Origin of the sequence: Pseudarthrobacter sp. NPDC055928, from assembly GCF_042270935.1 — a bacterium.
In the GTDB taxonomy this organism is placed as follows: domain Bacteria; phylum Actinomycetota; class Actinomycetes; order Actinomycetales; family Micrococcaceae; genus Arthrobacter.
Window position 1 is genome coordinate 1 of record NZ_JBHJZH010000005.1, and the last position, 23,976, is coordinate 23,976.

At 64.3% G+C, this 23,976-nt stretch carries 24 protein-coding genes; 8 read left to right on the plus strand and 16 right to left on the minus strand.

Going from position 1 to position 23,976, the window contains the following annotated elements:
* Window positions 1-116 precede the first annotated feature (116 nt).
* The gene (locus ACFC25_RS08255; protein WP_376044741.1) at window positions 117-251 is read left to right on the plus strand and encodes a hypothetical protein; all 135 of its coding nucleotides are present in this window, start codon (window positions 117-119) and stop codon (window positions 249-251) included.
* Window positions 252-286: 35 nt separating this feature from the next.
* Here ACFC25_RS08255 and ACFC25_RS08260 read toward each other — a convergent pair whose 3' ends face one another.
* On the minus strand, window positions 287-703 hold the full coding sequence (locus ACFC25_RS08260) for a DUF6379 domain-containing protein (RefSeq protein ID WP_376044742.1): 417 nt from the start codon (window positions 701-703) through the stop codon (window positions 287-289).
* Window positions 704-771: 68 nt separating this feature from the next.
* On the opposite strand from ACFC25_RS08260, the gene ACFC25_RS08265 reads away from it, so the two are divergent.
* The gene (locus ACFC25_RS08265; RefSeq protein ID WP_376044743.1) at window positions 772-1,833 is read left to right on the plus strand and encodes a restriction endonuclease subunit R; all 1,062 of its coding nucleotides are present in this window, start codon (window positions 772-774) and stop codon (window positions 1,831-1,833) included.
* Between the two features lie 79 nt (window positions 1,834-1,912).
* On the opposite strand, the gene ACFC25_RS08270 is transcribed toward ACFC25_RS08265, so the two are convergent.
* The 12 genes from ACFC25_RS08270 to ACFC25_RS08325 all read right to left on the minus strand — a co-directional run bounded on the left by ACFC25_RS08270 (window position 1,913) and on the right by ACFC25_RS08325 (window position 13,463).
* Window positions 1,913-2,917, minus strand: a complete 1,005-nt coding sequence (locus ACFC25_RS08270) for a sugar phosphate isomerase/epimerase family protein (RefSeq protein ID WP_376044744.1) — start codon at window positions 2,915-2,917, stop codon at window positions 1,913-1,915.
* A 13-nt stretch (window positions 2,918-2,930) separates the two neighbouring features.
* Window positions 2,931-4,118: a Gfo/Idh/MocA family protein gene (locus tag ACFC25_RS08275; protein ID WP_376044745.1), complete on the minus strand. Its 1,188-nt coding sequence runs from the start codon at window positions 4,116-4,118 to the stop codon at window positions 2,931-2,933.
* On the minus strand, window positions 4,115-4,513 hold the full coding sequence (locus tag ACFC25_RS08280) for a DUF6379 domain-containing protein (protein WP_376044746.1): 399 nt from the start codon (window positions 4,511-4,513) through the stop codon (window positions 4,115-4,117). The genes ACFC25_RS08275 and ACFC25_RS08280 overlap by 4 nt, the downstream gene beginning before the upstream one ends.
* A gap of 8 nt (window positions 4,514-4,521) precedes the next feature.
* On the minus strand, window positions 4,522-5,292 hold the full coding sequence (locus ACFC25_RS08285; RefSeq protein WP_337345309.1) for a nuclear transport factor 2 family protein: 771 nt from the start codon (window positions 5,290-5,292) through the stop codon (window positions 4,522-4,524).
* 11 nt (window positions 5,293-5,303) lie between these two features.
* Window positions 5,304-6,329, minus strand: coding sequence for a TIM barrel protein (locus ACFC25_RS08290; RefSeq protein WP_337345308.1), 1,026 nt, complete (start codon window positions 6,327-6,329; stop codon window positions 5,304-5,306).
* 17 nt (window positions 6,330-6,346) lie between these two features.
* On the minus strand, window positions 6,347-7,450 hold the full coding sequence (locus ACFC25_RS08295) for a sugar phosphate isomerase/epimerase family protein (RefSeq protein ID WP_376044747.1): 1,104 nt from the start codon (window positions 7,448-7,450) through the stop codon (window positions 6,347-6,349).
* Window positions 7,447-7,842, minus strand: a complete 396-nt coding sequence (locus ACFC25_RS08300) for a DUF6379 domain-containing protein (RefSeq protein WP_376044748.1) — start codon at window positions 7,840-7,842, stop codon at window positions 7,447-7,449. The genes ACFC25_RS08295 and ACFC25_RS08300 overlap by 4 nt, the downstream gene beginning before the upstream one ends.
* 55 nt (window positions 7,843-7,897) lie before the next feature.
* On the minus strand, window positions 7,898-9,457 hold the full coding sequence (locus ACFC25_RS08305; RefSeq protein WP_376044749.1) for a GMC oxidoreductase: 1,560 nt from the start codon (window positions 9,455-9,457) through the stop codon (window positions 7,898-7,900).
* Complete coding sequence (locus tag ACFC25_RS08310; protein WP_337345304.1) at window positions 9,454-10,230, minus strand: TIM barrel protein; 777 nt, start codon at window positions 10,228-10,230, stop codon at window positions 9,454-9,456. Before ACFC25_RS08310 ends, ACFC25_RS08305 begins: the two co-directional genes overlap by 4 nt.
* An 85-nt stretch (window positions 10,231-10,315) precedes the next feature.
* Entirely contained in the window at window positions 10,316-11,152 is an 837-nt protein-coding gene (locus ACFC25_RS08315) for a carbohydrate ABC transporter permease (protein WP_337345303.1), read from the minus strand.
* 2 nt (window positions 11,153-11,154) lie between these two features.
* The gene (locus tag ACFC25_RS08320; protein ID WP_337345302.1) at window positions 11,155-12,114 is read right to left on the minus strand and encodes a sugar ABC transporter permease; all 960 of its coding nucleotides are present in this window, start codon (window positions 12,112-12,114) and stop codon (window positions 11,155-11,157) included.
* A gap of 53 nt (window positions 12,115-12,167) precedes the next feature.
* Complete coding sequence (locus ACFC25_RS08325; RefSeq protein WP_376044750.1) at window positions 12,168-13,463, minus strand: ABC transporter substrate-binding protein; 1,296 nt, start codon at window positions 13,461-13,463, stop codon at window positions 12,168-12,170.
* A gap of 278 nt (window positions 13,464-13,741) precedes the next feature.
* Here ACFC25_RS08325 and ACFC25_RS08330 point away from each other — a divergent pair, with 278 nt between their 5' ends.
* On the plus strand, window positions 13,742-14,686 hold the full coding sequence (locus tag ACFC25_RS08330) for a LysR family transcriptional regulator (RefSeq protein WP_337345300.1): 945 nt from the start codon (window positions 13,742-13,744) through the stop codon (window positions 14,684-14,686).
* A 75-nt stretch (window positions 14,687-14,761) separates the two neighbouring features.
* Here ACFC25_RS08330 and ACFC25_RS08335 read toward each other — a convergent pair whose 3' ends face one another.
* The 3 genes from ACFC25_RS08335 to ACFC25_RS08345 form a co-directional block, all read right to left on the minus strand.
* Window positions 14,762-16,240, minus strand: a complete 1,479-nt coding sequence (locus ACFC25_RS08335) for a DUF6379 domain-containing protein (RefSeq protein ID WP_376044751.1) — start codon at window positions 16,238-16,240, stop codon at window positions 14,762-14,764.
* A 40-nt stretch (window positions 16,241-16,280) separates the two neighbouring features.
* Window positions 16,281-17,573, minus strand: a complete 1,293-nt coding sequence (locus tag ACFC25_RS08340) for a DUF6379 domain-containing protein (RefSeq protein ID WP_337345611.1) — start codon at window positions 17,571-17,573, stop codon at window positions 16,281-16,283.
* 88 nt (window positions 17,574-17,661) lie between these two features.
* Complete coding sequence (locus ACFC25_RS08345; RefSeq protein ID WP_337345298.1) at window positions 17,662-18,444, minus strand: SDR family NAD(P)-dependent oxidoreductase; 783 nt, start codon at window positions 18,442-18,444, stop codon at window positions 17,662-17,664.
* A gap of 238 nt (window positions 18,445-18,682) precedes the next feature.
* On the opposite strand from ACFC25_RS08345, the gene ACFC25_RS08350 reads away from it, so the two are divergent.
* From ACFC25_RS08350 to ACFC25_RS08370, 5 genes are all read left to right on the plus strand, one after another.
* Window positions 18,683-19,702: a VOC family protein gene (locus ACFC25_RS08350; protein ID WP_337350579.1), complete on the plus strand. Its 1,020-nt coding sequence runs from the start codon at window positions 18,683-18,685 to the stop codon at window positions 19,700-19,702.
* A gap of 6 nt (window positions 19,703-19,708) precedes the next feature.
* Window positions 19,709-20,653 (plus strand): fumarylacetoacetate hydrolase family protein, encoded by a 945-nt coding sequence (locus tag ACFC25_RS08355; RefSeq protein WP_376044752.1) that lies wholly within the window; start codon window positions 19,709-19,711, stop codon window positions 20,651-20,653.
* The gene (locus ACFC25_RS08360) at window positions 20,650-21,693 is read left to right on the plus strand and encodes a cyclase family protein (RefSeq protein WP_376044753.1); all 1,044 of its coding nucleotides are present in this window, start codon (window positions 20,650-20,652) and stop codon (window positions 21,691-21,693) included. The genes ACFC25_RS08355 and ACFC25_RS08360 overlap by 4 nt, the downstream gene beginning before the upstream one ends.
* 76 nt (window positions 21,694-21,769) lie before the next feature.
* Window positions 21,770-22,894 (plus strand): FAD-dependent oxidoreductase, encoded by a 1,125-nt coding sequence (locus tag ACFC25_RS08365; RefSeq protein ID WP_376044754.1) that lies wholly within the window; start codon window positions 21,770-21,772, stop codon window positions 22,892-22,894.
* Window positions 22,891-23,970: an amidohydrolase family protein gene (locus tag ACFC25_RS08370; RefSeq protein ID WP_376044755.1), complete on the plus strand. Its 1,080-nt coding sequence runs from the start codon at window positions 22,891-22,893 to the stop codon at window positions 23,968-23,970. The genes ACFC25_RS08365 and ACFC25_RS08370 overlap by 4 nt, the downstream gene beginning before the upstream one ends.
* Window positions 23,971-23,976: the final 6 nt, after the last annotated feature.

The following is a 23,976-nucleotide window of genomic DNA, read 5'->3' on the forward strand; positions in this document are numbered from 1 at the left end:
GCGCTGCTCCTCGGACAACGTACTTCTTCCATGCATAGAACTGCTCCCCGAAAGTCAGAACTGATTTCTCAGTCCAACTTTCGGGGAGCAGTTCAGAGTGGGCTGCCACCGGCAGCGTGACCATTGCGACGCCGGCAGACCTCGGCGAAGCGGTGGACGGTGGAGACTGGTGGCCCACCACCCTCGAACCGATGGTCCGGGAGATGTTCAACGATTGGGTTGCCGCGGGCGAACCCGCCTCCCAGAAGTAATATCGCCGTCGAAATCCGGGACGTGGCCACAAGCGTCAGGCCACGTCCCTGGTCACGTCCGAGACGGCATGCCGCCCGGATTCCAGTTCCGCTTCGAGATGGAACGGCAGAATGAGCGGCGAGCCCGGCCGCGCCTGGAGATAGGGCACCAAAAGCTGAAAGTCCACCGAGACGGCATGCGCGCCAGCGGCGAGCCGGCCACTGCCAGCCACAACGAGGCGGTCCTGGACGAACCACCAGCCGTGCTCTTCCGGCAATGAGCCCGCCAGCACGTCCCGCACCCCAAGATGCACCGCAAGATCCTCCGGACCGAACCGCACGCCGTCGACCTCGACGGCAAGGCCGTACACGCTGGACAGCGGCATGGAGCGGATCCAGGGCAGTCCAATCCGCAGTTCAAAGCCGTCCGCAGTGGTGGTGAGCGCATCATCGCGCAGAGCTGTTTGCAGCATGACTTCCATCCTTTATCCTAAAAGTGACATAAGTTTGTCATTAACACGCATATTTGAAAAGGTGCCCCTTGACCACTGGAATTCCTCAAACCTGGACCCTCTGCGCAAGTGCCTTCAATTGGACTCCTGACATCACGGCGGCACGCCGACCGGCCCAGGACATAGTCACCGGCATCGTCGCCGACGGCGTGGCCGATACGGTCGAACTGGAGCCCGGACTGCTGTGGCGGTCCTTTCCGGAGCCCCGGGATGCCGAGGTGGACGAGTTTCGCGATGCCCTGGACCAGGTGGGTGGAAGGGTCAGCATTGTGGGCGCGAGCCTGGATGACTTCCTCTCAGCTACCCAGCAACGGTCCACCCAGGAGCGGCTGGACTTCCTGGTTCCCCAGCTCCAAGCGGCCCGGCGGGTGGGGGCTGCCGGTGTCCGGTTGCCGATCGGCCAGGCCGGCGCCGAGCTGCTGGCCCTGGTGCAGCCGCTGCTGCACGAGCTCGACCTGGTGCTGTACGAGGAGATTCAAGGGCAGCAGGCTCCTGACAGCCCTGCCATAGCCCCGGCCTTGGAAACGATCGCAGGGCTGGCGGACGATCATGTGCGGGTCCTCGTGGACATCAGCATGCTCATGCCGGCCCTGCCCGCCAGCTACCTTGAGGAACTCCGCCGCGGCGGCGTACCCGGTGAGCTGGTAACCCGGCTGGCGGACGAATGGCGGAACCCTGCCACGCTCGACGCCGTGAAGGCCCTGCTCCAGTCCGGAAACGTGCCGCCACGCGTCCACACGCTCTTCATGAACCTGGTCATCCGCTTCGGCCGCAGCGACGCCTCAGACCTCCGGAGCATCCTTCCGCTGGTTGGCGGCTTCCACCTGAAGTTCTGGGATCTGGAAGACGCTGACGGACGCGTATCGCAGCCGCTCCGCGACCTGGGCGGACTCCTTGGCGGCAACGGCTTTGCCGGTACTCTGACCAGTGAATGGGGCGGACACGAGTGGCTCCAGGATGACCCCACCGACATCACCCGACGGCACCTTGCCCTCGCCACCACCGCGCTGGCTGCCGGTGCTTCGGGTGCCCGTGCTTCGGGTGCCCGTGCTTCGGGTGCCGGTGCGCTGGGTAAGGGAGCCGCCGCCTGACCGAAGCCGTGCCCGGCGCGCAAACACAGCAAAGCGGCCGGCCCCGGCTTACCGGGACCGGCCGCTGACCTGTTTTTGATTACTTCGTGCTGAATGCCGCGTCGAAAGCGGCGACGGAGGGCTCGTAGCTGGAGAGCCTGCGGATGAACCCCAGGGCCTCCGGCGCTCCAACGAGCCGGTCCATGCCCGCATCCTCCCACTCGACGGACAACGGGCCGACGTACTCGATGGAGTTGAGCATGCGGAAGGCATCCTCCCACGGCACGTCGCCGTGCCCCGTGGAGATGAAATCCCAGCCACGGCGCGGATCGGCCCACGGCAAGTGGGATGACAGACGACCATTGCGGCCGTTGGACAGGCGCTTCTTCGTGTCCTTGCAGTGCACGTGGTAGACACGGTCCCGGAAATCCCAGAGGAAGCCTACCGGGTCGATGTCCTGCCAAACCATGTGGCTCGGGTCCCAGTTCAGGCCGAAAGCCTTGCGGTGCCCGACGGCTTCGAGGGTACGGACCGTCGTCCAGTAGTCGTAGGCGATTTCCGACGGATGCACCTCATGGGCGAAGCGCACGCCGCACTCGTCGAAGACGTCCAGGATCGGGTTCCACCGGTCCGCGAAGTCCTGGTAGCCTGCCTCCACCATCGCCTCTGTGGCGGGCGGGAACATGGCAACGTACTTCCAGATCGATGAGCCGGTAAACCCGGTCACAGTCTCCACGCCCAGCTTGGCGGCCAGCCTCGCGGTGTTCTTCATTTCCTCGGCGGCCCGGCGTCGGACACCTTCAGGGTCGCCGTCGCCCCAAACGATGTCCGGCAGGATGCCACGGTGCCGTTCGTCAATGGGGTCATCGCACACGGCCTGGCCCTTGAGGTGGTTGGCAATTGTCCATACTTTCAAGCCGTTGCGTTCCAACACGTCCAGCTTGCCCTGCACGTACGCGTCGTCGTTCCAGCGCCAGGGATCAAGGTGGTCACCCCAGCAGGCGATTTCCAGTCCGTCGTAGCCCCACTCGCCGGCGAGCCGGGCCACTTCCTCGAACGGCAGGTCGGCCCACTGGCCGGTAAACAAGGTAATCGGTCGAGCCATGTTCTTTCCCTCCTTAGCGAGCCGGCACTGCAGCGTCGGCGCCGACACTGGTCCAGGCAGAGTCATTCTCGGAGCTGCGCTCGACGGCGTCGAGCACGCGCTGCACCCGCAGTCCCTCAGCAAACGTTGAATGCGGGTCAGTGCCGCCCACGATGCCTTCAACCAGGTCCTTGACCTGGTGCGAGAACCCGTGCTCGTAGCCGAGCATGTGGCCTGCGGGCCACCAGGCGGAGACATAGGGATGCTCGGCTTCAGTGACCAGGATCTTCCGGAAACCCTGCCGGTCCGCTGGGACTGTGCGGTCGTAGAACTGGATGCTGTTGAGGTCTTCAAGGTCGAAGGCCAGGGCTCCCTTGTCACCTGAGACCTCAATTGCCAGTGCATTCTTGCGTCCGGTCGCAAACCGTGATGCCTCGAACGACGCCAGCGCTCCGGATTCGAACCGGCCGGTGAAGATGGCGATGTCGTCCACAGTGACTGGCCCGTACCCTGCGCCGGCTATGCCCGACAGGCCTGAACCGGAATCCAGCACAGGCCGCTCCTTAATGATCGTATCGACGACCCCTGAGACCTTCTGGAGGTTCTGCCCGGTGACGAACTGGGCCAGGTCGATCGCGTGGGCGCCTATATCCCCGAGCGCCCCGGAGCCGGCGTGCTCCTTCTGCAGGCGCCAGGCCAGCGGCATCTCCGGGTCCACGAGCCAATCCTGCCTGTACGAAGCCCGCACATGGCTGATCCTGCCCACCACGCCCTCGGCGATGAGGTCGCGAAGGAACGTCACCGCCGGAACGCGCCGGTAGGTAAACCCCACCATGGCCCGTATGCCCCGGGCGGCGGCGGTGGCGGCGGCGTCGGCCATCGCCTCGGCCTCCGCCACCGTGTTGGCCAGCGGCTTCTCGCACAGCACGTGCTTTCCGGCCTCGAGCGCCGCGATGGCTATCTCGGCGTGGGAGTCACCGGGGGTGACGATATCGACAATGTCGATGTCTTCCCGGGCGATGACTTGCCGCCAGTCGGTTGCGGATTCGGCCCAGCCCCATTTTCGGGCTGCCTCACCGACAGCCTGGGCGTTGCGGCCCACGATAACCGCCATCTCCGTCTCGGCAGGCAGGCCGAATACGCGCGGGGCGGTGCGCCAGCCCTGGGAATGGGCGGCGCCCATAAAGCCGTAGCCAATCATGGCCACGCGCAGGGTGGTCATGCGAGCACGACTTTCCGTTCCACGGCGACGCGGTTGCCCACGTAACGCATGGGAGCGATCTGCATGTAGAGCAGGCGGAGGGTGAGGATGACTTCGACGTCGATCTCCTCGCCGGCCTCAGGGACGCGGTCCAGGGGAATGATCACATCGGGCCGGTCCGCGACGAACCACAGCGTCTCCCACTGCTCCGGGAGTTCGGCGATGGAATAGGACTGGCCCTGGAGCTCGAGGCGAAGGGATTCCTTGGGGATCTCCACGCCGTTGACTGTCGCGGCGACGTCGTCAACGGCGGACAGCCAAAGGCTGCGGTACCAGGGCAGTTGCACCGACACCGCAATGCCCTCTGGGTGCCTGCGGACATCGGTGTCCTTGAACAGGGAGTTGTGAGTTGCCATGGCTTTCCTTACTTGAACGTGTCGACGAAGGTGTCGTGGGGAACAGGAGGCGCGGGATCCAGCGTCTGCCGTGTTGATGGGCTGTAGGGGTGGTACTCCGTGGGCACGGGTTCATCGGCGGGAGGCATAAAGACCGGCTTGCCGTCGTCGCCGAAGTACATCAGGTCCAGGGCAAAGGCATGCTGGTTCTTTTCCGCGAAGCTGATCCAGTTTTCCTCGAATGGCGCCCGGAGGAGCTCGTAGCAGCGGAATTTCCAGATCTTCCACTCACCGTCCTGCCGTAGGAAGTCCACCGCGTACTTGCACCAGACCCAGTGGGCCCAGACCTTCTTGCCCTGTACCTCACCGGGCGAGTACATGTAGTCGGGGCTTTCCTTGGCCACTTCAGGGTCCGTGAGTCCTGACTCGTTGCCTGTGACGATCCAGACGCCCTTGGCCGTCTTGCCGTCGGCGGCTACCTCGATGACCGGAGTCGTGGTGTAGTGCAGGATCAGCTTGCCCACAGGGGACGGACGCCCCTTGTGGTAGCGGACCACACTCTCGTAATCCGTGTACTGCCCCGCGTTGGTGTACCTCGCCCGCACGCCCGGCGTTCCTGGCTTCACCCACAGCGGGATGATTTGTTCGTCCTCGAAGGCATTGTGCAGGTACATGTAGCGATTGAACAGATTCTCAAGGTCGCCCCTGTCGTTGGCCCGCCGGGCCAGGCGGAGAGCCTCGTCGAGTTCACGGCGCAACTGCTCAACCTCAGTGGTGACTTCGCCATTGGTGGCAGTCATGGGCGTTCTCCTTAGGCTGGGACGACGGATTCCTCGACGGCACGGCGCATCAGCGTGTGCTGCTTCTTGACCAGGTCGATCGGATCGGATTCGCCGAGGTCAGCGAACGCATGCCCCTCCCACTCGCTGGACAGGTAGCCCTTGTAGCCGCCCTTGACGAATTGCCGCACGATCCGCGGAATGTCCATGGCGGGCTCGTTGCCGTGCTCGTCGATGTCGTAGAACTTGGCATGAACGTGGAAGATCTGCGGCATGATGTCCAGCCACTCTTCCGGGGGAACCAGGCCGTGCATGTTGAACGCCAGGCGGGTGAACGGGCCCAGGCGTGCAGGATCAAAGTTGTTGGCGTTCAGATAGTCCTCGAACTCCTGGTTGCGCTCCTGCATGGGTAGGGGCTTGCGCCAGATTTCCTGCATGACAGCGAAGTGCTCTTTGGGCAGTCCCATCTGGGTCAGGGTACGGAACAGGGTGGGCGACAGGCTGTGCATGGTGGAGCTGAAGTCGGCGGTGAAGCCGAGCCGGTCGCTTCCGAGTTCCTCGTACATTTCCCGGATCTGCAGGATCTTGGGGTCGTTCGGGCCTTGGGGTGCGTGAATTTCGTAGCCGAGCTTCTGGTCGTACTTCTCAGCCAAGGGAAGCAGTTTCCGGAGCAGTTCCTTGCCGGCGGAGCGGATTACTACCCTGTGGAAACCGAGCCGGTTGGCCGTGTGCAGTTGCCTGGCGAAGAAGTCGTACTCCTCCTCGGGGGTCATGTCGCGTTCCTTGCGGCGGCCCATGTCCAGGTTGGTGCCCACTGCACTGGGGGTCAGGCCGTAGCGGTCCATGCTGTCGCGCCACAGGCGCACAAAGTCGTCGTCGACGTCGGGGTAGGTGCGCAGCATCTGCGCAATGTTGAACTCAACCCCGGGGCCGAGACCCTCGTCTGCAACTGCCTTGATCAACGTCTCCGGGGTGTAGAGCCCGGCGGCGAACTCAGAGGTGAGCGAATACAGGGTGATGCCAAGCTCGATTCCCGAGCCTGCGATGCCTTCTGACATGTCTTGTTCCTTCAGTTTCAGCCGCGGACGGGCTGGGCGAGGTGGCTGTTGAGGATGCGGCGGGCCTCGGCGGGATCGGTGATCATGGCAGAGCCGGCGTCGGCAGCTGCTGAACGCTGCACGGCCTGCTCGCCGCGGATGATCTCGAACGGATCCTGCCAGTTGTTCCAGTGCCAGCCTTCGTATTCGCTGGAGATCGCACCGGAATAGCCGTTTTCGACGAGCTGGCGGACCAGGCCACGCACGGGAACCGAGGGCTCCTCGCCGTGCTCGTCAATGCCGAAGAACTTGCCATGCACGTGGCGGACCCACGGCATGATTTCCAGCCAGGTATCGATGGGGGCCGGACCAAAAAGTCCGGTTCCATTAATGGCGAAGTCAATGCCGAGGTCCGGCCGGCCGCTGCGTGCGGCCAGGCCAATGAAGGCACCGAAGCGCTCACCATGGACCTTCTGGGTGTTGGGAGGCCCTTCGGCGTAGAAACCGTTCCAGAGTTCAACCACCTGGCGGAGCAGCTCCTCAGAAGCGCCGCGCCGGCGGTAGGCCTCCAGCAGCGAGGGGGCAAAGCCGGTGACGGTCGCGCCCCAGTCGGCGGTGAAACCAAGCAGTGGGGAGTCGAGCTTTTCGTAGCGGTCGCGGAGGGCCAGGACACGCTCGTGGGCGCCGTGCTGGTCCGCGTGGACCTCGAGAGCCAGGGTCACACCGTACTTCTCGGCTACGGGCAGCAGGCTTTCCATGGCGTCGGGAGTCAGCGAGATTTGCACCCGGGCGATCGGGAAGCCGAGCCGGGCGGCTACTTCGATCTGCTTGCGCATGTACTCGACGAGCTCGTCGTGGTTCATGAGCCGGTCGCGGCGGATGCCGGTATCGACGTTAACGGCAAGGGAGGTGGGGACCAGGTCCACTTCGGCGACCAGGTCGCGGAACTGCCCAACGAAGGTATCGTCGATGTGGTCCGGGAAGCCCCGGAGGCTGGAGAATCCGATGACCTCAAGCCCCGGGCCGAAGCCCTCGGCCGCCACCTTGCGGATGAGGCCGTCGAGGTCGTACTGCCGGGCGTGGAAGGCCCGGGTAAAGCTGTAAAGGGTGACGCCCTGGATCGGCGTGCCGAGGCTGGTCATCGCTGTGCCACCTTCATGGTCTTGGTGTCGTGTTCTTCGATGTGGAGCACCCCGTGGTCGGTGATGATGTAGGGGATATAGAGCTTCAGGTCCACCCGTACCTCGTGCTCGTCCTGGTCATCTGCCACAGGAAGGTCGCCGGACAGGACGGCCGAGTCCAGGGGAAACCACCATTCGCCGGTCTCATCGACGAGCTCCTGGAAGCTGAAGGTCCGGTTGTTCATGGTCCAGCGAAGTGAGTCCTCCGGGGCGCTCACTCCGTCGATTGTCAGCGCGGCACCTGCAATGCACGATCCCGGCAGGGCGCGGTACCACGGGATACGGACCTCTATGGCGGTGCGTCCGCCCTCGGTGGTGAGTGTTCCTTGCTCGATTATGCGGTCGGCGATCATCGAGACCTCCTTGTCTTTGCCTGGCGCTGAAATGCAACCATCGGCCACTTCTTCATTATTTAATCATTCTATTGTCTAATTCAGACATAAGTAAAGGACTGTTGAGGTCTTTGGCGACTTTTCGTGCGCCTTTGACCGCAAGGGCCACAGCCGTCAGCGTGGGATTGCACGCCGTGGACGTAGGGATGACGCCATTGCCGGCCACAAAGAGGCCGGGGACGTCCCAGACCTGGCTGTCGGGCGAACACACGCTCCCGCCGTCGTCCGCTGCGCCCATCCGGGTGGTTCCCTGATAGTGCAGCGACGCTCCCGGCGGGAGGACGAACGGACGTTCGTCGAGGGGTTCGCCCACCGCCTTGCCCAGTCGGACAATCTCCTGCTTGGCGCGCTCCAGCACGTCCCGGTCCCGCTCCGTCAGGCGGTAGTGGAGGCGCATGGCGGGCATCCCATAGGCGTCCAGGGACGCGTCGTCGAAGGCCACGCGGTCTTCCCTTTGGAGGTCCTTGGCGCAGAACAGCCCCAGTCCCACAATCGAGCCCGGGACAATGGGGTCGTCCTCGGCCACCGGAACAGGTGAGGCGTCCAGCTGCATGATCTGGCCATGGAAGGGCATCTCGTCGGTGTAGGGTACCCAGGCCACGCCGCTTTGCCCTTGGAGCGCACCGGCGGCACGCGCCAACCCGTTGCCAGCCGTAACATCGCGCAGCCTGCTGGCGAACACCACCTGCGACTGGTCATTGAGGTACCGGCCCAACGCGTCGGGCCGAATTCCGGAAGCCCACAGCAGCTGCGGCGTACGCAGCGCATCCGCGCCCACTACCACCACGCGGGCGGCCACCTGATGGGTTTCGCCTGTGCGCCGGCTCTTGACTTCGATGCCGGCAGCCCTGCCGTCCTCAAGCAGCACGCGCGTCACCAGCGACTCGTCGAAGAGCTCAAAGTTGGGGTTTTCGCGGGTTACGTCGCCAAGGACGACGTCGGCGCCGGACCACACGAGGCGGCCGTCCTTGCGCCGGTGGACGGCGAGGGGCATTGGCTGGACACGAAAGTCCGGCTCCCGCCCCTCGTCCACCGCGGCGGAGAGTCGCTCCAGGACGATTTCCGAGAACGGCGCGCCGTCGAAGGCGTGGGTGGTCACGCCAAGCAGCCGGCCGGCGTCGTCCAGGAGGCTGTCCAGATCCGGGAGGAAATCGATGCGTTCCCTCCCGCCCGGGCGGGGGCATGCCGCGGTCCAGTGTGCGGCCATGCCGCCCACATTGCTGGACATGGCCGCAACGGGAAGTCCATCTTCGCCCGGAAAGGCGAAGCCTTCCTGCAGGAGGAAAGTTCCCGGCCGGGCGAGCCGGTCACCGCTTTTCACGGCGCCGGGCGAGTTCACCGTCTTCGCACCGGCCCCGGGTCCTTCGGAGGCACGCTGGGCGAAGCTGAGTCGCTCCGCATCCTCGATGTTTTTCACGTGGGCGCCCGGCGGATTGCTGACGGTTGGACCCACTTCGAACATGGCGATGCTGGCGCCCGGCGCTTCCTCACTGAGGATCCTCGCGTAGGCTGACGCCGTCGGGCCGCTGCCGACAATGGCTACGTCGACGGAGCCGGGGTACCTCCTGTGGCTCACGATCCGGCCACCAGTTCCTGGATGTAGCGGACCGACTTTGCCGAGTCGATGGTGGGGTAGTACTCCAGCCCAATGGGGCCGGTGTAGCCACTGGTCCGCAGGTCAGCGAGCCGGGCAGGCCAGTCGATGGATCCGGAACCCGGCTCCCCGCGCCCCGGAGTGTCGGCGATCTGAACGTAGCGGATGAGGTCACCTGCGTTGGCGAGCTCGACGGCGACATCCTCGCCTTCGACGGTGGAGTGGTAGAGGTCGTAGAGTACGCCGAAGTTCGGCGAGTCAACTCCCCGGGCGATGTAGACCGCCTCGGAGGTCCGGTCAAGCAGGGCGCCGGGATGGTCCACGCGGACGTTAACCGGTTCGAGAACCAGGGTGATGCCGGACCCTTCGATGTGGGCCACCCCGCGGGTGAAAATCTCGATCAGTTCGTCGAGCTGGTCCTGCCGCTTGCGTCCGCCGAATCCGGTGCCGCTGCCCACCACAATGCGGGGGCAACCGAGCTGCTGGGCGACGGCGACGCCCGCGTCCAGCCCCTCGTAGAAGGGCTCGTGGTTCCGCGGCGGGATCATGAACTGCATGCGGGGCTCGGCGAGCTGGGCGGTGAGCTGGACGCCGGTCTCCTCCAGGGCGGCCTTGAGGGCCGGAATGTCCTTGCCCGTGGGGCCCCACATCTCGACGGCGTCAAAGCCTGCGGCTGCTGCCGCACGGACCCGATCCGCGGCACTTTCGCCCGCTTCGGCAAACAAAAGATCGATATTCGGCGAAAGTTGGAACATGGGTATCTCCTGGAATCTAGGGGTTTTAGGGTGTAGAAAATCGCCACGAAACGCTTCAAGCGATTCGCGGTTACCAGCCGTTGCGTCAGCCCTTCAGGCCGCCGGAGAAGCCTTGGATGAACCTTTTCTGCGCGAAAAGGAACAGCACCAGGATGGGGATCATGGACACGATCACAATCGCGAAGATCGAGTTCCACTCCGAGACCAGCGACCCGATGTAGTAGTACATCGCCACCGGCAGCGTCTGGTTGGCGGAGCCGCCCAGGAAGATCAGCGAAGTAAAGAAGTCATTCCACACGATGAGGCCCGCGAAGATGACCACTGTCCCCGTGGCGGGAGCCATCATGGGAAGCACCACCTTCGAGAAGATCTGCGACCTGCTGGCGCCGTCAATGGTTGCCGCTTCCTCATAGTCGGTACCCAACCCGCGGAAGAAGTTTGAATAAAGGAAGATGGACAACGGCAGGAGCATGCCGGTGTACAGGATAATCAGGCCCCACGCAGAGCCGGTGAGGCCCAGGGACCGTGCACCCATGTAAAGCGGCACCGCACCGAGCTGGCCGGGCAGGATGATCGCGATCAGGAAGAGGTAGTACATGCCTTTGCTCCAGCGGCGGGTGCTGCGGGAGATGACGTAGCCGGTGATCGAACCCAGGGCGATCAGCCCGACGATGCTTCCGGCGGTGATGATGATGCTGTTCACGAGGCCCATCACCACGTTGGAGTTGCCCTGGGCCGTCAGGACGGCCACGAAGTTGCTGAAGTCCGGGTTCTTCGGGAGCGCCAGTGGCGAGGTGGTGTACATCTCGCTGTCCGGCTTCAGGGCGGTGGTCACCAGGAAGTAAAACGGGGCGAGGAAGGTCAGCGCCAGGGCCCAGAGGCCAATCTCGCGGAGCAGTGTGAGTTTGGTGTAGCGGAACATTCTTAGTCCTCCGGGTTCGATCGCGTCAGCCGTTGCTGGATGACGGCGAAGAACAGGATGATGGCGGCCAGCACGAGGGCAAGGGCGGCACCGCCGCCGAAGTTGCCGAGCGCAAACGCCTGTTTGTAGACCTGGGTGGCCAGGGTTTCGGTTGCGCCGGCAGGTCCTCCGTTTGTCAGGGCCATGATGGGATCGAAGACCCGCAGCCCCTGGACGATTCCCAATGTTGTGGCAATGGCGATAGCGGGGCGGATGGCCGGCAGCGTGACGTTGGTAAAGCGCTGCCACAGGTTGGCGCCGTCGATGGCGGCTGCCTCCTCGACTTCCACCGGGACGCTGGCAAGTCCGGCCATGAAGATCACCATGGCAAAGCCGGTGGACCCCCAGACAAGCACTACCAGGACTGTCCAGATGGCCCACTCTGGGTCAGCGAGCCATGGCTTGGCGAGGTCGCCGGCGCCGATCGAGGTGAGGAAGACGTTGATGGGGCCGTCGAAGTCGAAGATGTACTTCCAGACGTAGGCAGTGGCCAGCGGGCTGAGCACCACGGGCATAAAGAAGAGGGTGCGGAGGATATACCGTGTCTTCAGCATTCGGTTGAGGCCGAGGGCGATAACAAGACCGCCGACGTTGCCGAGGAAGACCGACCCAAAGGCCAGAAACAGCGTGTTCGTCAGGGCGCCGAGTTTAGTGGGGTCCTTGAAGATGGCCTCGAAGTTCTGCCAGCCCACAATTTTGAACGAGCCGATGCCCGTCCAGTTGGTAAATGCGAAGAAGCCGCCGATACCCGTTGCCACGTAGTGGATGGCGATAACCAGGACAATCCCGGGCAACGCCCACCACCAATGTCCCAACTGCAGGCCCGCGCCCCGGGGACGGGTCTTCCCGCCCGTCCCCGGAACGCGCCTGCCTCGCAGGGGTGCTTTAGCTGCTTCGCTTTTCGGTTGCATCGTCGCAGTCATGGTAATCCTTGCTTGTCCCTTTGAGTGGTCGGAACTTTGGTGATCTGAAACTGTCACTGTCCCCAGGCTGCGTCCATGGCCTGAAGTACCTGGTCAGCGTTCTTCTGTCCGGTGATCAGACCCTGGACGCCGGTTGCGAGGGCGTCATAGACGGCGGAGTTGGGCCACTGGCTGTTCGGCAGCGGGCCGTAATTTCCGTCCTGGATGAGATCGCCGACGTTCTCGTAGGCACCTGCGCTGAAATCGTAGTTGTCCAGGCCGGTGACAGGCAGGGCACCGTCGATTTCCGCGAAGGCCTTGGTCTGCTCAGGCTCGGCAGCCCAGTCGAGGAACGCCTGGGCGGCATCCTTGTTCTTGGACGCTGCGTTGATGGAGAACGCGTAGTTCGCGCTGGCGTAAACGAAGCCCTTGTCCGAGCCGTTCTCCGCCGGGAGCGCGCGCACAGCGAAATCCGAGTCGGCGGCCGCGGTCTTCAACTGCTTCCAGCTGGGGCCCGGGATAAAGCCGGCAACCGATGTTCCACTGGCAAGGCCCTTGGTGATCGCGTCGAACCCGGCACCTGCAGCGCCCTTCTGGAAGCAGCCCGCATCATTGAGCTTGGTGACCGCCTCAAGGGAGGCTTTCCACCCAGCAGACCCGGCGAAGGTGGTTTCCTTGGCGGCACGCTTTTCGTTCCACTTCGGGTCCTCGGCGTAGACGCGGGACGCAGCCAGGGACATTGCCATCAGGCCGGTGTTTGGAGCAGCGGAGCCGGCGAGTGCGATGAACGACTTGCCGGCGGATGCGAGCGACCTGCATTCGTCCTCGAGGGCCGCGAAGTCTGACGGGAAGTCAGAAATGCCAGCTGCTTTGGCGGCTGTTTCGTTGGCCACCAAACCAACCACCGTGATTTCCGGTGCTTGGCCGTAGACTTTTCCATCCGTGCCGAAGAGGGCTTCGCTGCCCTCGGGCACGAGTGCCTTTGCGGCATCATCCAGAGGCTCCAGGAATCCGGCCTGAACCAGCGGCAGGATGCTGCGGCCGGTGCCCGAACCGGGAGAAGTCACTACAACGTCGGATGCATTGCCGGCTTGGAGCTGGGTCCGCAAGGTCTGGTCGTAGGAATCGTTCGGCTGCGGGTTGAAGGTGATCTTCACGTCCGGGTGGGTTTCCATGTACTTCTCGCCCAGCGTCTGGAACGGGCTCTCGATGGTGTTAGAGGTGGCAAAGGAGAGGGAAAACTCCTGGGCTCCCGCCGTGGCAGTGTTGCCTCCGGTGGAACCGGAGCATCCGGTAAGGATGAGGGCTGCGGCTGTGGGGACGGCGAGGGCGCCGACCTTCAGGCCCGAAAAGCGACTGTGCTGTGTCATGTCCAGCCTTTCTGACTTCGTTGTCGAAAATCCGGGAGCCGTGACCCCGGTCACTCATCAGTATGCAGGAGATGTGCCGAAAAAGCACATAAGTCTTTGCTATACGAGACATAAGTTCCGCCGAGGCGCGCATATCGGCAGGGAAGGAGCGGGGCGCGCCAAGTCGTGCCGCGGACTTCCCTCAGGCGCATCAAGAACAATGATGGAATTTCCTATGGATATCGACCGCACTGATAGACTGGCCTGACTGAATTTCCTCTTCGAAGGATCGCCGCGCCGTGACAAATTCCGCCCTTCTTTCCCGGCTGGACCTCAACCTACTCATTTCGCTTGATGCCCTGATTACTGAGCGCAGCGTCACGAGGGCGGCCGAACGGCTTCACCTCAGCCAGCCGGCCCTCAGCGCCTCGCTCGCACGGCTCCGTTCCCACTTCGGCGACCCCATCCTGGCCCGCCGCGGCAATGCCTACGAACTCACACCCTTTGCGCTGCGCCTGGCCGAACACACCACAACCGCGCTTGAGGCCGCCCGCCGGGTGTTCGAGAGCCAGGCCACGTGGGAGCCCACCGAGTCCGAACGCGAGTTCTCCATCTACGGCTCGGACTACGGCTTCACCACCATCGGCCGCGTCGCCTCCGAACTCGCTGCCGAGCGGGCCCCCGGCGTCCGGTTCAGGTACATGCTCCACAACCCAATGGTGGTCGAAGACGCCGCCAACCGCCTGCGCTCAGTGGACGGTATGGTGCTGCCCCACGGGTTCCTCACCGGACTCCCCTACCTGGACCTTTGGAGGGACGGCTGGGTGGCTGTCGTTTCCACGTCCAACGAGGCCGTCGGCGATCAGGTCACCATGGAAAACGTGGCAGAACTTCCCTGGGTCATGTCCTACCAGTCACGCTCGGCATTCACCTCGGCCGAACGCCAGATCCAGCAGCTGGGCATAGAACCCCGGGTTGAAGTGGTGGTGGAGAGCTTCCTCTCATTGCCCCACTTCGTCGTCGGAACACAGCGGATCGGACTCATCCAGGCGGCACTTGCTCCCTTCGCCCTTCAACTGGGCGGAATAAGGGTACTGCCGCTGCCCTTTGATGCGACCCCGTTGGTCAACGCCCTGTGGTGGCACCCCGTGCACAACCGGGATTCGGAACATGAGTGGATGCGTAGCCTCTTTGAAGAGGCGGCCGGAATCGTGGCTGCCGCAGCAGCAAAAAACGTGCCTTAAAACACTGATGCCCGGCTGGATTTCACCAGCCGGGCATCAGCCTTCCACCGGGCCATTACTGGCCAGGCGGGGCACTTAGGCACTCATGAGCGCAGCCCGCATGCTGCTGCGGATGAGGTCGTGCTGCTTCCGCACCAGCAGCAGCGGATCCACTTCACCAAGCTCGGCGAAGGCATGCCCTTCCCACTCGCTGGACCAGAAGCCCCGGTAGCCCCCTTCGACAAATACGCGGACCAGTTCCGGGTAGTCGATCGCGGGCTCATTGCCCTGCTCGTCAATGTCGTAGAACTTCGCGTGGACATGCATGATCTGGGGCATGATGTCCGCCCACTCCTTCGGGCTGACATGGCCATGCATATTGAAGGCCAAATGGGCGAAGGAACCAAGGCGGGCAGGATCAAAGTCCCGTCCGCGGAGATAACCGATGAAATCCTCCTGCCGCGCGCGCATCGGCGCGTCGGTGGCCCAGATCGCCTGTAGCGTTTGGACGGCTTCGTGGTCCAGGCCGGCCCGGCGGACAGCACGCAGGAGCGTGGGGGACATGCTGTGCATGGTGGAGGAGAAGTCAGCCACGAAGCCCAGGAGCGGGGAGTCGAGGTCGGCGTAGACATCGCGGACTTTCATGATCTCCGGCGAGTTGGGCCCCAGCGGCGCATGGATCTCATAGGCAAGCTTGAGCTCAAGGTCCTCGGCGAGCGGCAGGAGCCGTCGGAGCAGCTCAGGCTTGGCGCTCTGGATGCGAACAAGGGGGAAGCCCAACCTCTTGGCGCCGTGGAACAGCGTTTGGGTGAACTCGTATTCCTCATCCGGAGTCATGTCACGGTCGCGGCGGCGGCCCATGTCCAGGTTGGCTCCGAAAGAACTGGCCACGAAGCCATGCTTGTCGAAGGCCGCCTGCCACGAGCGGGCGAAGTCATCTGTCACCTTGGGATACGTGGGCAGGACCTGGGAGGCCACGATTTCGATCCCGGGACCGATGCCCAGCTCAGCCACACGGTTGAGCAGGCCGTCGAAGTCATACCAGCCGGCCCGGAATTCCGCGCTTGCCGAGTAGAGCGTGAGTCCCAGCGAGAAGGGATCATCCTCGGCTTTTGGTGGAGCCGGCGTGAGGGATGTCGTGAGTTCGGGCGCAGGCGCTGCGCTGTCCGTCACAGCGAGCTCCAGGGTCTGGTTGACGAAGTTCGGGACGTATATGCCGGGACCACCGTCCTGGCCCGGTGCAATCTGCATGTAGGGCAGCCGCAGTTCCCCCATGAGTTGAATCTGGTGCCGCTCACCGAGGGACAGCGGGGTGTCCCTCGGTGCGATGAGCAGCGGATGCTCCTGGAGGTACCAGAGCGTGTCGCTTTGGGCCGGCAGGTCCGCCAGCGCATAGCGGACGCCTCCAAGTTCCAGGGAAAGCTCCTCGGAAGGAACTTCGTGGCCATCGACCATGAGCCGGAGCGAGGACACCGAGGAGAGCCAGAGGCTGCGGTACCACGGGATGGTCAGTGCCAGGGCGAAGCCTTCGGGGTGCGTACGCAGGCTGGAATCGTCAAGAAGTCCGTTTGGCATGGTTTCTCTCTTTGCTGGTGGAGAGGTCGGGTGAGGTGGGTCAGGCAAGTTCGCCGGCGATGCGCCGGATCAGGGCATGTTGGCGGCGAACCTGCTCGATGGAGCGCCAAGGTGTGCGTTCGCCTTCGTATTCGCTGGAGAGGTAGCCGGTGTAGCCGGCGTCCTTGAGGCTTTGGAGGACGGGCCGCCAGGGGATCTGCTGGTCTTCGAGCTGGTCGTTAATGTCGTGGAACTTGGCTTGGATGAACACAACGTAGGGGGCGATGCCGGCGAAGTCGGCCGGATCAACACCGATACCGTCCAGGAAGGGCGGCCGAGTTTCGCGGGTCTCGCCCTCCCGCAGCGGAATCGGGCGGTCCTGGAAGATACCGGTGTCGATGAGCAGGCCAAAGTTCTTGGTGCCGGTCCGCTCGATGAGGCCGATGTAGTCCTCCACCACGGGGTGCCTGATGGGCGTCGGTGAGTGGATCTCGGGGCAAATGATGACTCCCAGCTCATGCGCCAGGTCAAGGGAGCGTTCCACGGATTCAGTCCAGATCGGGTCGGGCACCAAATCGCTGGAGACGACGCCGATCTTGGGACGCACGAAGCCGAAACCCAGCCGGTGGGCGAGCCGCAGGTCCCGCTGCAGCGCCTCGGCGCCCTCGGCAACAGTCATGGCCCTCCCCGGGTGCAGCCGGGTGTCAATCCAGGAACCGTAGTTCGTGGGCTCCAGGGAGTACTTTTCCAGGAGGCTGAACCAGTTGTCGATCCAGGCCGCAGAAGGCTCCGGGTACTGGGGAACGTGCCCCTCACCGAGGATTTCGACGCCGGTGGCGCCCACGTCCGCGACTGCTGCGAGCGCCGTTTCCAGGTCCATGACCGTTCCGTAATCGCCCATGAAGCTGTAGAGCGAGACGCCGTAGCGGAAAGTGCCGTCGCCGATTTCAGGCGAGAGCGTCACCTTACGGCTGGTGCGGTGCACTGTGGGCTGGTGCTCGAGGGGAATGTAGGACATGCGCAGGCGAAGTTCGATGGAAAGCTCATGGATGCCCTGCGGCAGGCCGCCCTCCAGGGGGACAGTGACCACTGCGGCCTCCTCCAGCGGCCAGCGGACGCCGTCGCTTCCCCAGAGTTGGTGCAGAGTGTAGGTCCGCTCCCCGAAGGTCCAGAGCGGAACGTCCGGTCCGACGTCGATGATGTCGCCCACACGAACCGCAACCCCGTCAATAAGGGAGGCGGCCATGCCCCGGTAGGACGGCATGCGGAGCCGGAACTGAAAACCGGTAACACGTCCGTCCTCGGTGACATTGCGGAATCCGACGGACTGGATGAGGTCTCGCTCGAGAAGCATCATTGCTCACTCTCTGTAGGGGCAAAATCCAGCGTAACAGCATTCTGTCACTTTCACACCTAAGTTTGTTGAGATTCTACTAAACCCGCTAACCGGGAAGGACCGCCGACCAGCCGCCGTCCACCATCAGGTTGGCGCCCGTCACGTACGACGCTTCGTCGGAGGCAAGGAACAGTGCGCATCTGGCGACCTCCTCCGGCGAACCGATCCGGCCCAACGGGATGCTGCCGGCGATAGTGCGCATGGGGTGGTCCGGGGCGAGGAGGTTGCCTTCGGTGGCCGCAGTGCGGATCATTCCGGGACTGACGGCATTTACCCGCAGCCCGTGCGGAGCCCCTTCGGCCGCCAGTTGCTTTGTCATCGCCACCACGGCTCCCTTGGTGGCCGTGTGGGCAAGCCGGCCATTGGTCATGGACCCGGTGACACCTGCTGTGGATCCCACCAGCACGATGGCGGCATCAGGCGTCTGGATCAGTTGGGGCCAGAAGTATTTGACCGGCAGGAACACCACGTCCATCTCATGCTCCACATTCCACTTCCAGTCGGCGAACGTGAGCTGATCCAGCGGGGCGAAGCGGGTGACTGCAGCGTTGGCATACAGGATATGGACCTGTCCGTGGGTTGCTGCCACGTCCTGCGCCCAGGAAGCGACGGCGGCCTCGTCCGTGAGGTCCACGCGGCTGCTGCTCATCCGGCCACCCGATGCGGTGACCGCCGCAACGGTGGCAGCGGCGCCGTCGTCGTCCATATCGCAGCCGACCACGTAGGCTCCCGCCTCGGCAAAGGCCAGCGCCGCGGCCCTGCCCTGGCCGCTGGCCGTTCCGGTGATGACGGCGGTCTTGCCAGCGAGGCGGAGTTGGGGAACAGGCACGGAGGTCCTTCCGGAAGGGCGTTTCTGTCGAGTTTCGCAGGGACGCTCCTTCCGAGGAACGGCAGATCGGTTCTACGTGGTATTTGCCCCGCGGATAGTCAGAAACAGCTGCGGTGTATCTGCCAGACAAATGCCAGATATCAGTAAACGCCTCTTCACCAAATACATGAGCTGGTTCACAGTGGTTACAGGACCTGCACCAAACCGACCGCAGCCAGCAACCCAGAAGGACTTCAACGTGGAAACTCCCCTCTCCCATCTTGCCCACCTCGAGATCACCAGCCCAGACGTCGAAGCGTCAGCCCGGTTCTACGAGGAAAAGTTCGGCATGCGCATCATTGACCGCGTGGACGGCAACGTCTACCTGCGCTGCTGGGGCGACTACTACCGCTACAGCCTTGTCATTACCGAAGGCCCTGAAGCATCCCTTGGCCGGATGGCCTGGCGGACAAACTCCCAGGCGGCCCTCGAGGCTGCGGCCCAGCGCGTCGAAGCGACAGGCGTGCAGGGCACCTGGACCGCCGGCGGCCACGGCTACGGCAAGGCCTACGAATTCACCGGCCCCTACGGCCACCGGATGCGCCTCTTCTATGACGTCGAGAAGTTCGTCGCCGAGCCCGGCTTCGAATCCACTTACCCCGACCGCCCCGAGCGCCGCAGCAGCCACGCCGCAGCACCCCGCTTCCTGGACCATGTGACCGTGGCTAGCTCCGATGTGCGGGGCTTCGCCAAGTGGTACAACGAGGCCCTGGGCTTTCGCGTCATGGCGTTCGTTGACTTGGACGAAGCACCAATCACTGTGTTCTCGGTACTGACCACGAACGAAAAGTCCCATGACCTCGGCGTAGTCCTGGACACCTCCAGCCGCGCCGGCCGCGTCAACCACATCGCCTTCTGGGTAGATGCCACCGAGGACCTGCTCCGGACCGCGGACGTCATGATGGAAAACGGCACCCCGATGGAATACGGCCCCTCCATCCACGGCGTGGGCGAGCAAAACTTCCTTTACTTCCGCGATCCCTCGGGCCTCCGGGTGGAGCTCAACTCCGGCGGCTACCGCAACTACGTCCCGGACTGGGAAGCCAACACCTGGAAGCCGTCCCTGGGCTCCAACAACTTCTACAAGAACGGCGCCATGCCGCACTCCATGACCGAGTCCTTCCCTCCGGCCGAAGGCTTCACCGCCACCGAAGAAGGGGCATCCCCGGAGATGAAGGAAGCGCTCCTGAACCCGTATGCCAAGCAGGGACGGGGCTAAAGGAATATGCCTGAAGCGACATATTCCCTCATCCGGTTCCAGGAATCCGGTGACAGCAAGGCCCGGGTCGGCCTGCTGGTGGGCGGCCGGGTCCTGCCGCTTGACGGCGACATCAACTCCCTGATCGAGCACTGGGACACCACCGAAGACCACTTGGACACCCTTGCCGCATCGGCAGGCGGGGACACCGGCCTGGCAGCCGCCGACGTCGAAATCCTTGCCCCGGTGGAACCCGTCCAGGTGCTTCAGACCGGAGCCAACTACCGCAAGCACGTGATCGACCTGGCAGCCGCGCACCGCGAACCGGGCCAGGACGAGGAGGAAGTGCGCGCCAAAACCGCCGCCATGATGGACAAGCGCGCGGGCCAGGGCACGCCGTACTTCTTCATCGGACTGCCGACGGCGATCGCGTCCGCCACTGACGATCTCACCTTGCCCTCTTACTCCACATCCCACGACTGGGAGCTGGAACTGGCAGCGGTCATCGGCAAGACGGCGTTCCGGGTCACTCCGGAGGAGGCACTGGACTACATCTTCGGCTACACCATGGTCAACGACATCACCACCCGCGAGTACGTCTTCCGCAAAGACATGCCCGCGATCGGCTCCGACTGGTACCGCGCCAAGAATGCCCCCGGCTTCCTTCCCACCGGACCCCTGCTGGTGCCCGCCAAGTTCTTCGGCGACCCACAGGACGTCCAGGTCACGCTGAAGCTCAACGGCAAGCCGATGCAGGACGAATCCACCTCAGACATGATCTTTGGGGTGGCCAAGCTGGTCAGCGAGGCCTCCCAGATCATGCCGCTTCGCCCGGGCGACCTGGTCCTCACCGGAAGCCCCGCCGGCAACGGCCAGCACTGGGGCCGGCTGCTCCAGGACGGCGACGTCATGGAAGGCACCATCACCGGCCTGGGCACCCAGCTGATCCACTGCAAGGACGAGGTCCAGTGACTTCGCAGCACACCGCTCAGGCGGACAAAACGGGCACCGGGGAATCAAACGATTCTCCGGTGATCCGGCGTGAAGACCCGCTGGGCAGCATTCGCGCCATGGCCGCAGCCCACAACAACTGGGGCCGTTGGGGTGTCGACGACGTGCTGGGAACACTGAACTTCATTGACGCCGCCAAGCGGATCGAAGCTGCGGCCCTCGTCACAAGCGGTGAGGCGTTCTCGCTGTCCCAGCCGTTCGACACCAACGGCCCACAGAAGGGCTGGCGGCGCCGCACCAACCCCGTCCACACCATGACGGACACTGGAGTGGACGCTGAACGCGGCAACCAGGGATTCCCGCACGGTTTCGGCGGCGCGGACGACGTCATCGCCATGCCGTTGCAGTGCTCCACGCAGTGGGACGGGCTGGGCCACATTTTCGACCAGGGCAAGGCCTGGAACGGCCGGGCCGCCGGCGACGTGGTCACCTCTGAGGGCGACCTGGTGACCGGCATCGAAACCGCGGCGGCCAAAATCGTCACGCGCGGCGTCCTGCTCGACGTCGGTCGGGCCCTCGGGCCGGAGCTCGGACGGAACGACGGCGAACTGCCGGACGGTTTCGCCATCACCCCGGAACACCTCGAGCGGACCATTGAACTGCAGGGACCCAGCTCGAAGGTGGGCCGCGGCGACATCGTGGTGATCCGCACCGGGCAGCACACCAGGGTGCGCCGCGACGGCTGGGGCGACTACGCCGGCGGGTCTGCCCCGGGCCTGTCCTTCAGCACCGCGCCGTGGCTGCACCGCAGCGAAATCGCCGGAATCGCCACCGACACCTGGGGCTTCGAAGTCCGTCCGAACGAGTTTGATGGTGCTTTCCAGCCACTCCACCAGATCGCCATCCCCAACCTGGGGCTGTTCCTGGGTGAAATGTGGGACCCGGACGGCCTGGCGGAAGCATGCGCATCGGATGGCAGGTACGACTTCCTGCTCACCGCCGCGCCGCTCCCCATCACCGGAGCCGTGGGCTCCCCAGTCAACCCGATCGCCGTCCGGTAAACACAGTCCGGTAGCTTTCAGTTAACAGCAGCAAACAAACACCAGCAGTAACGCCGTCAACACAAAGGAGTCAGCGATGGCAGCAGTACAGAACGTCGGAATCGTCGGAGCGGGAGCCGCGGGACTGACCGCCGCCATCCTGCTGGCCGACGCCGGAGTCCACGTCGAAATCCTCGAGAAGGCCGAAACCCCGCAGACCGTCGGCTCGGGAATCACGCTGCAGGGGAACGCCCTGCGAATCTTCCGCCAGCTCGGTGTTTGGGAGCAGATCGAGGCAAAGGGCTACCCGTTCAGCACCCTCGGCCTGCGCGCCCCGGACCCCGCCGGCACCGTCATCGCCGTACTGGAGGACATCCGTACTGGCGGCGACGACCTGCCGGCCACCCTGGGGATGTACCGCCCCGACCTCACCGCCATCCTCCGCGAACGGGCCGAGCAGGCCGGTGCCCGCATCAGCTACGGCAAAACCGTCACAGGGATAGCGGACGACGGCCGTTCCGTCACCGTAAGCACCGCCGACGGCGACACCGCCACTTACGACCTCCTGATTGGTGCCGACGGCCTGCACTCTGCCGTCCGCAAGGCCATTGGCATCGACGTCGAGCCCCAGCCCACCGGCATGGGCATCTGGCGCGCCTTCGTTGAGCGGCCCGCGGACGTGGTCCGCACCGACCTGACCTACGGCGGCCCCTGCTTCATCGCCGGTTATTGCCCTACAGGGCCGGACACCATCTACGCCTACCTGGTGGAGGAGGCCCAGGAGCGCAAGCACGAGGACGGCCCTCGCATCATGACCGAACTCGCCGCAGCGTACGGCGGCCCCTGGAACGAGATCCGCGCCAATCTGGACCACAGCGCCCGCATCAACTACACGTGGTTCACCACCCATCTGGTGGACGGCCGTTGGAACCGTGGCCGCACCGTCATCATCGGCGATGCCGCGCACAGCTGCCCACCGACGGTGGCGCAGGGCGCAGCCATGGCCTTGGAGGACGCGGCCGTCCTGGCTGAACTGCTCATCAATGCCGAGGACGTCACCGAAACTCTCTGGAAGGAGTTCACCGACCGCCGTCTGGAACGTGCCAAAGCAGTGGTCAACGCCTCCGTCCAGCTGGGCCAGTGGATGCTCGACGGCGTCCGCGACGCCGATGTGCCCGGCCTCATGCACTCCTTGTCCACCATGCTGAAGGAACCCGCATGAGCGCGCATCCCGTTAGTGATCCGGCCCGCACCGTTGACGTCCACGCCCACATCCTCCTCCCGGCTCTGCAACAGCTGGTTGCCGAAGCCGACCCCGGCGGCTTCGGCGCCCAACAGGCCCTGGAAGTGCGGCGCAACGGACCCGAATCCCTGGCCGCTTCGGGCCGGATGATCAAGGAACGCTGGCCGCAGCTGACCGATCTGGACCGTCGGTTGGCGGACATGGACAGTCAGGGTGTGGACGTACAGCTCGTCTCACCGTCGCCGTCGCACTTCTACTACTTCGCCGGCGTCGAACTGTCCCTGCAGGTGGCCAGGCAAGCCAACCAAGCCGTCCGTGAGTTCGTGGACCGCGCCCCGGAACGGCTCAACGGCCTGGGTCTGGTCCCGCTGCAGCATCCTGCACTGATGGTCGAAGCGCTGGAGCACGCAGTCCTGGAATGCGGGCTGCTCGGCGTCGAGATCGGCTCGTTCGCCGCCACCCCGCACGATCCGGACCGCAGCACCGTTGAACTGTCCGATCCACGGCTGGAACCGTTCTGGAGCCGGGCCGAAGAGCTCGGCGCCCTTGTCTTCCTGCATCCTTTCGGTTGCTCGCTGGATGAACGGCTGGACCGCTACTACCTCGCCAACACCGTCTCGCAGCCAGCCGAAAATGCGGTGGCGCTCTCCCACCTGATCTTCAGCGGCGTCCTGGACCGCCACCCGGACCTGAAAGTGCTGGCCGCGCACGGCGGCGGCTACCTTCCCACCAGCCTTGGCCGGTCCGACCACGCCTGGAAGGTCCGGCCGGAAGCGCACGGCTGCGCCCACCCGCCGTCGTGGTACCTGAAGAAGTTGTATTTCGACTCCCTGGTCCACAGCGCGGCCGAACTCCGGGCACTGGTTGCGGCCGCCGGGCCGGAGCAGGTGCTGCTGGGCTCGGACTATCCGTTCGATATGGGCTCCGACAGCCCGGCGGCCGAAGTGCGTGCGGCGAGCCTGTCCGCGGCCGACGAAGCCAAGGTCCTGGCACGTAACGCCGCCGCGCTGGGCATCACGCCCGCGTCAGTCTTCACCGCCCATCCCACAGCCTAAGGAACA

Coding starts and splice junctions, on each gene's coding strand:
- ACFC25_RS08280 (WP_376044746.1), bottom strand. CDS start 4,513: ATGGCAACTCACAACTCCCTGTTCAAGGACACCGATGTCCGCAGGCAC.
- ACFC25_RS08325 (WP_376044750.1), bottom strand. CDS start 13,463: ATGACACAGCACAGTCGCTTTTCGGGCCTGAAGGTCGGCGCCCTCGCC.
- ACFC25_RS08285 (WP_337345309.1), bottom strand. CDS start 5,292: ATGACTGCCACCAATGGCGAAGTCACCACTGAGGTTGAGCAGTTGCGC.
- ACFC25_RS08275 (WP_376044745.1), bottom strand. CDS start 4,118: ATGACCACCCTGCGCGTGGCCATGATTGGCTACGGCTTTATGGGCGCC.
- ACFC25_RS08295 (WP_376044747.1), bottom strand. CDS start 7,450: ATGACCAGCCTCGGCACGCCGATCCAGGGCGTCACCCTTTACAGCTTT.
- ACFC25_RS08370 (WP_376044755.1), top strand. CDS start 22,891: ATGAGCGCGCATCCCGTTAGTGATCCGGCCCGCACCGTTGACGTCCAC.
- ACFC25_RS08335 (WP_376044751.1), bottom strand. CDS start 16,240: ATGCCAAACGGACTTCTTGACGATTCCAGCCTGCGTACGCACCCCGAA.
- ACFC25_RS08290 (WP_337345308.1), bottom strand. CDS start 6,329: ATGTCAGAAGGCATCGCAGGCTCGGGAATCGAGCTTGGCATCACCCTG.
- ACFC25_RS08320 (WP_337345302.1), bottom strand. CDS start 12,114: ATGACTGCGACGATGCAACCGAAAAGCGAAGCAGCTAAAGCACCCCTG.
- ACFC25_RS08270 (WP_376044744.1), bottom strand. CDS start 2,917: ATGGCTCGACCGATTACCTTGTTTACCGGCCAGTGGGCCGACCTGCCG.
- ACFC25_RS08340 (WP_337345611.1), bottom strand. CDS start 17,573: ATGCTTCTCGAGCGAGACCTCATCCAGTCCGTCGGATTCCGCAATGTC.
- ACFC25_RS08315 (WP_337345303.1), bottom strand. CDS start 11,152: ATGTTCCGCTACACCAAACTCACACTGCTCCGCGAGATTGGCCTCTGG.
- ACFC25_RS08310 (WP_337345304.1), bottom strand. CDS start 10,230: ATGTTCCAACTTTCGCCGAATATCGATCTTTTGTTTGCCGAAGCGGGC.
- ACFC25_RS08355 (WP_376044752.1), top strand. CDS start 19,709: ATGCCTGAAGCGACATATTCCCTCATCCGGTTCCAGGAATCCGGTGAC.
- ACFC25_RS08300 (WP_376044748.1), bottom strand. CDS start 7,842: ATGATCGCCGACCGCATAATCGAGCAAGGAACACTCACCACCGAGGGC.
- ACFC25_RS08260 (WP_376044742.1), bottom strand. CDS start 703: ATGCTGCAAACAGCTCTGCGCGATGATGCGCTCACCACCACTGCGGAC.
- ACFC25_RS08365 (WP_376044754.1), top strand. CDS start 21,770: ATGGCAGCAGTACAGAACGTCGGAATCGTCGGAGCGGGAGCCGCGGGA.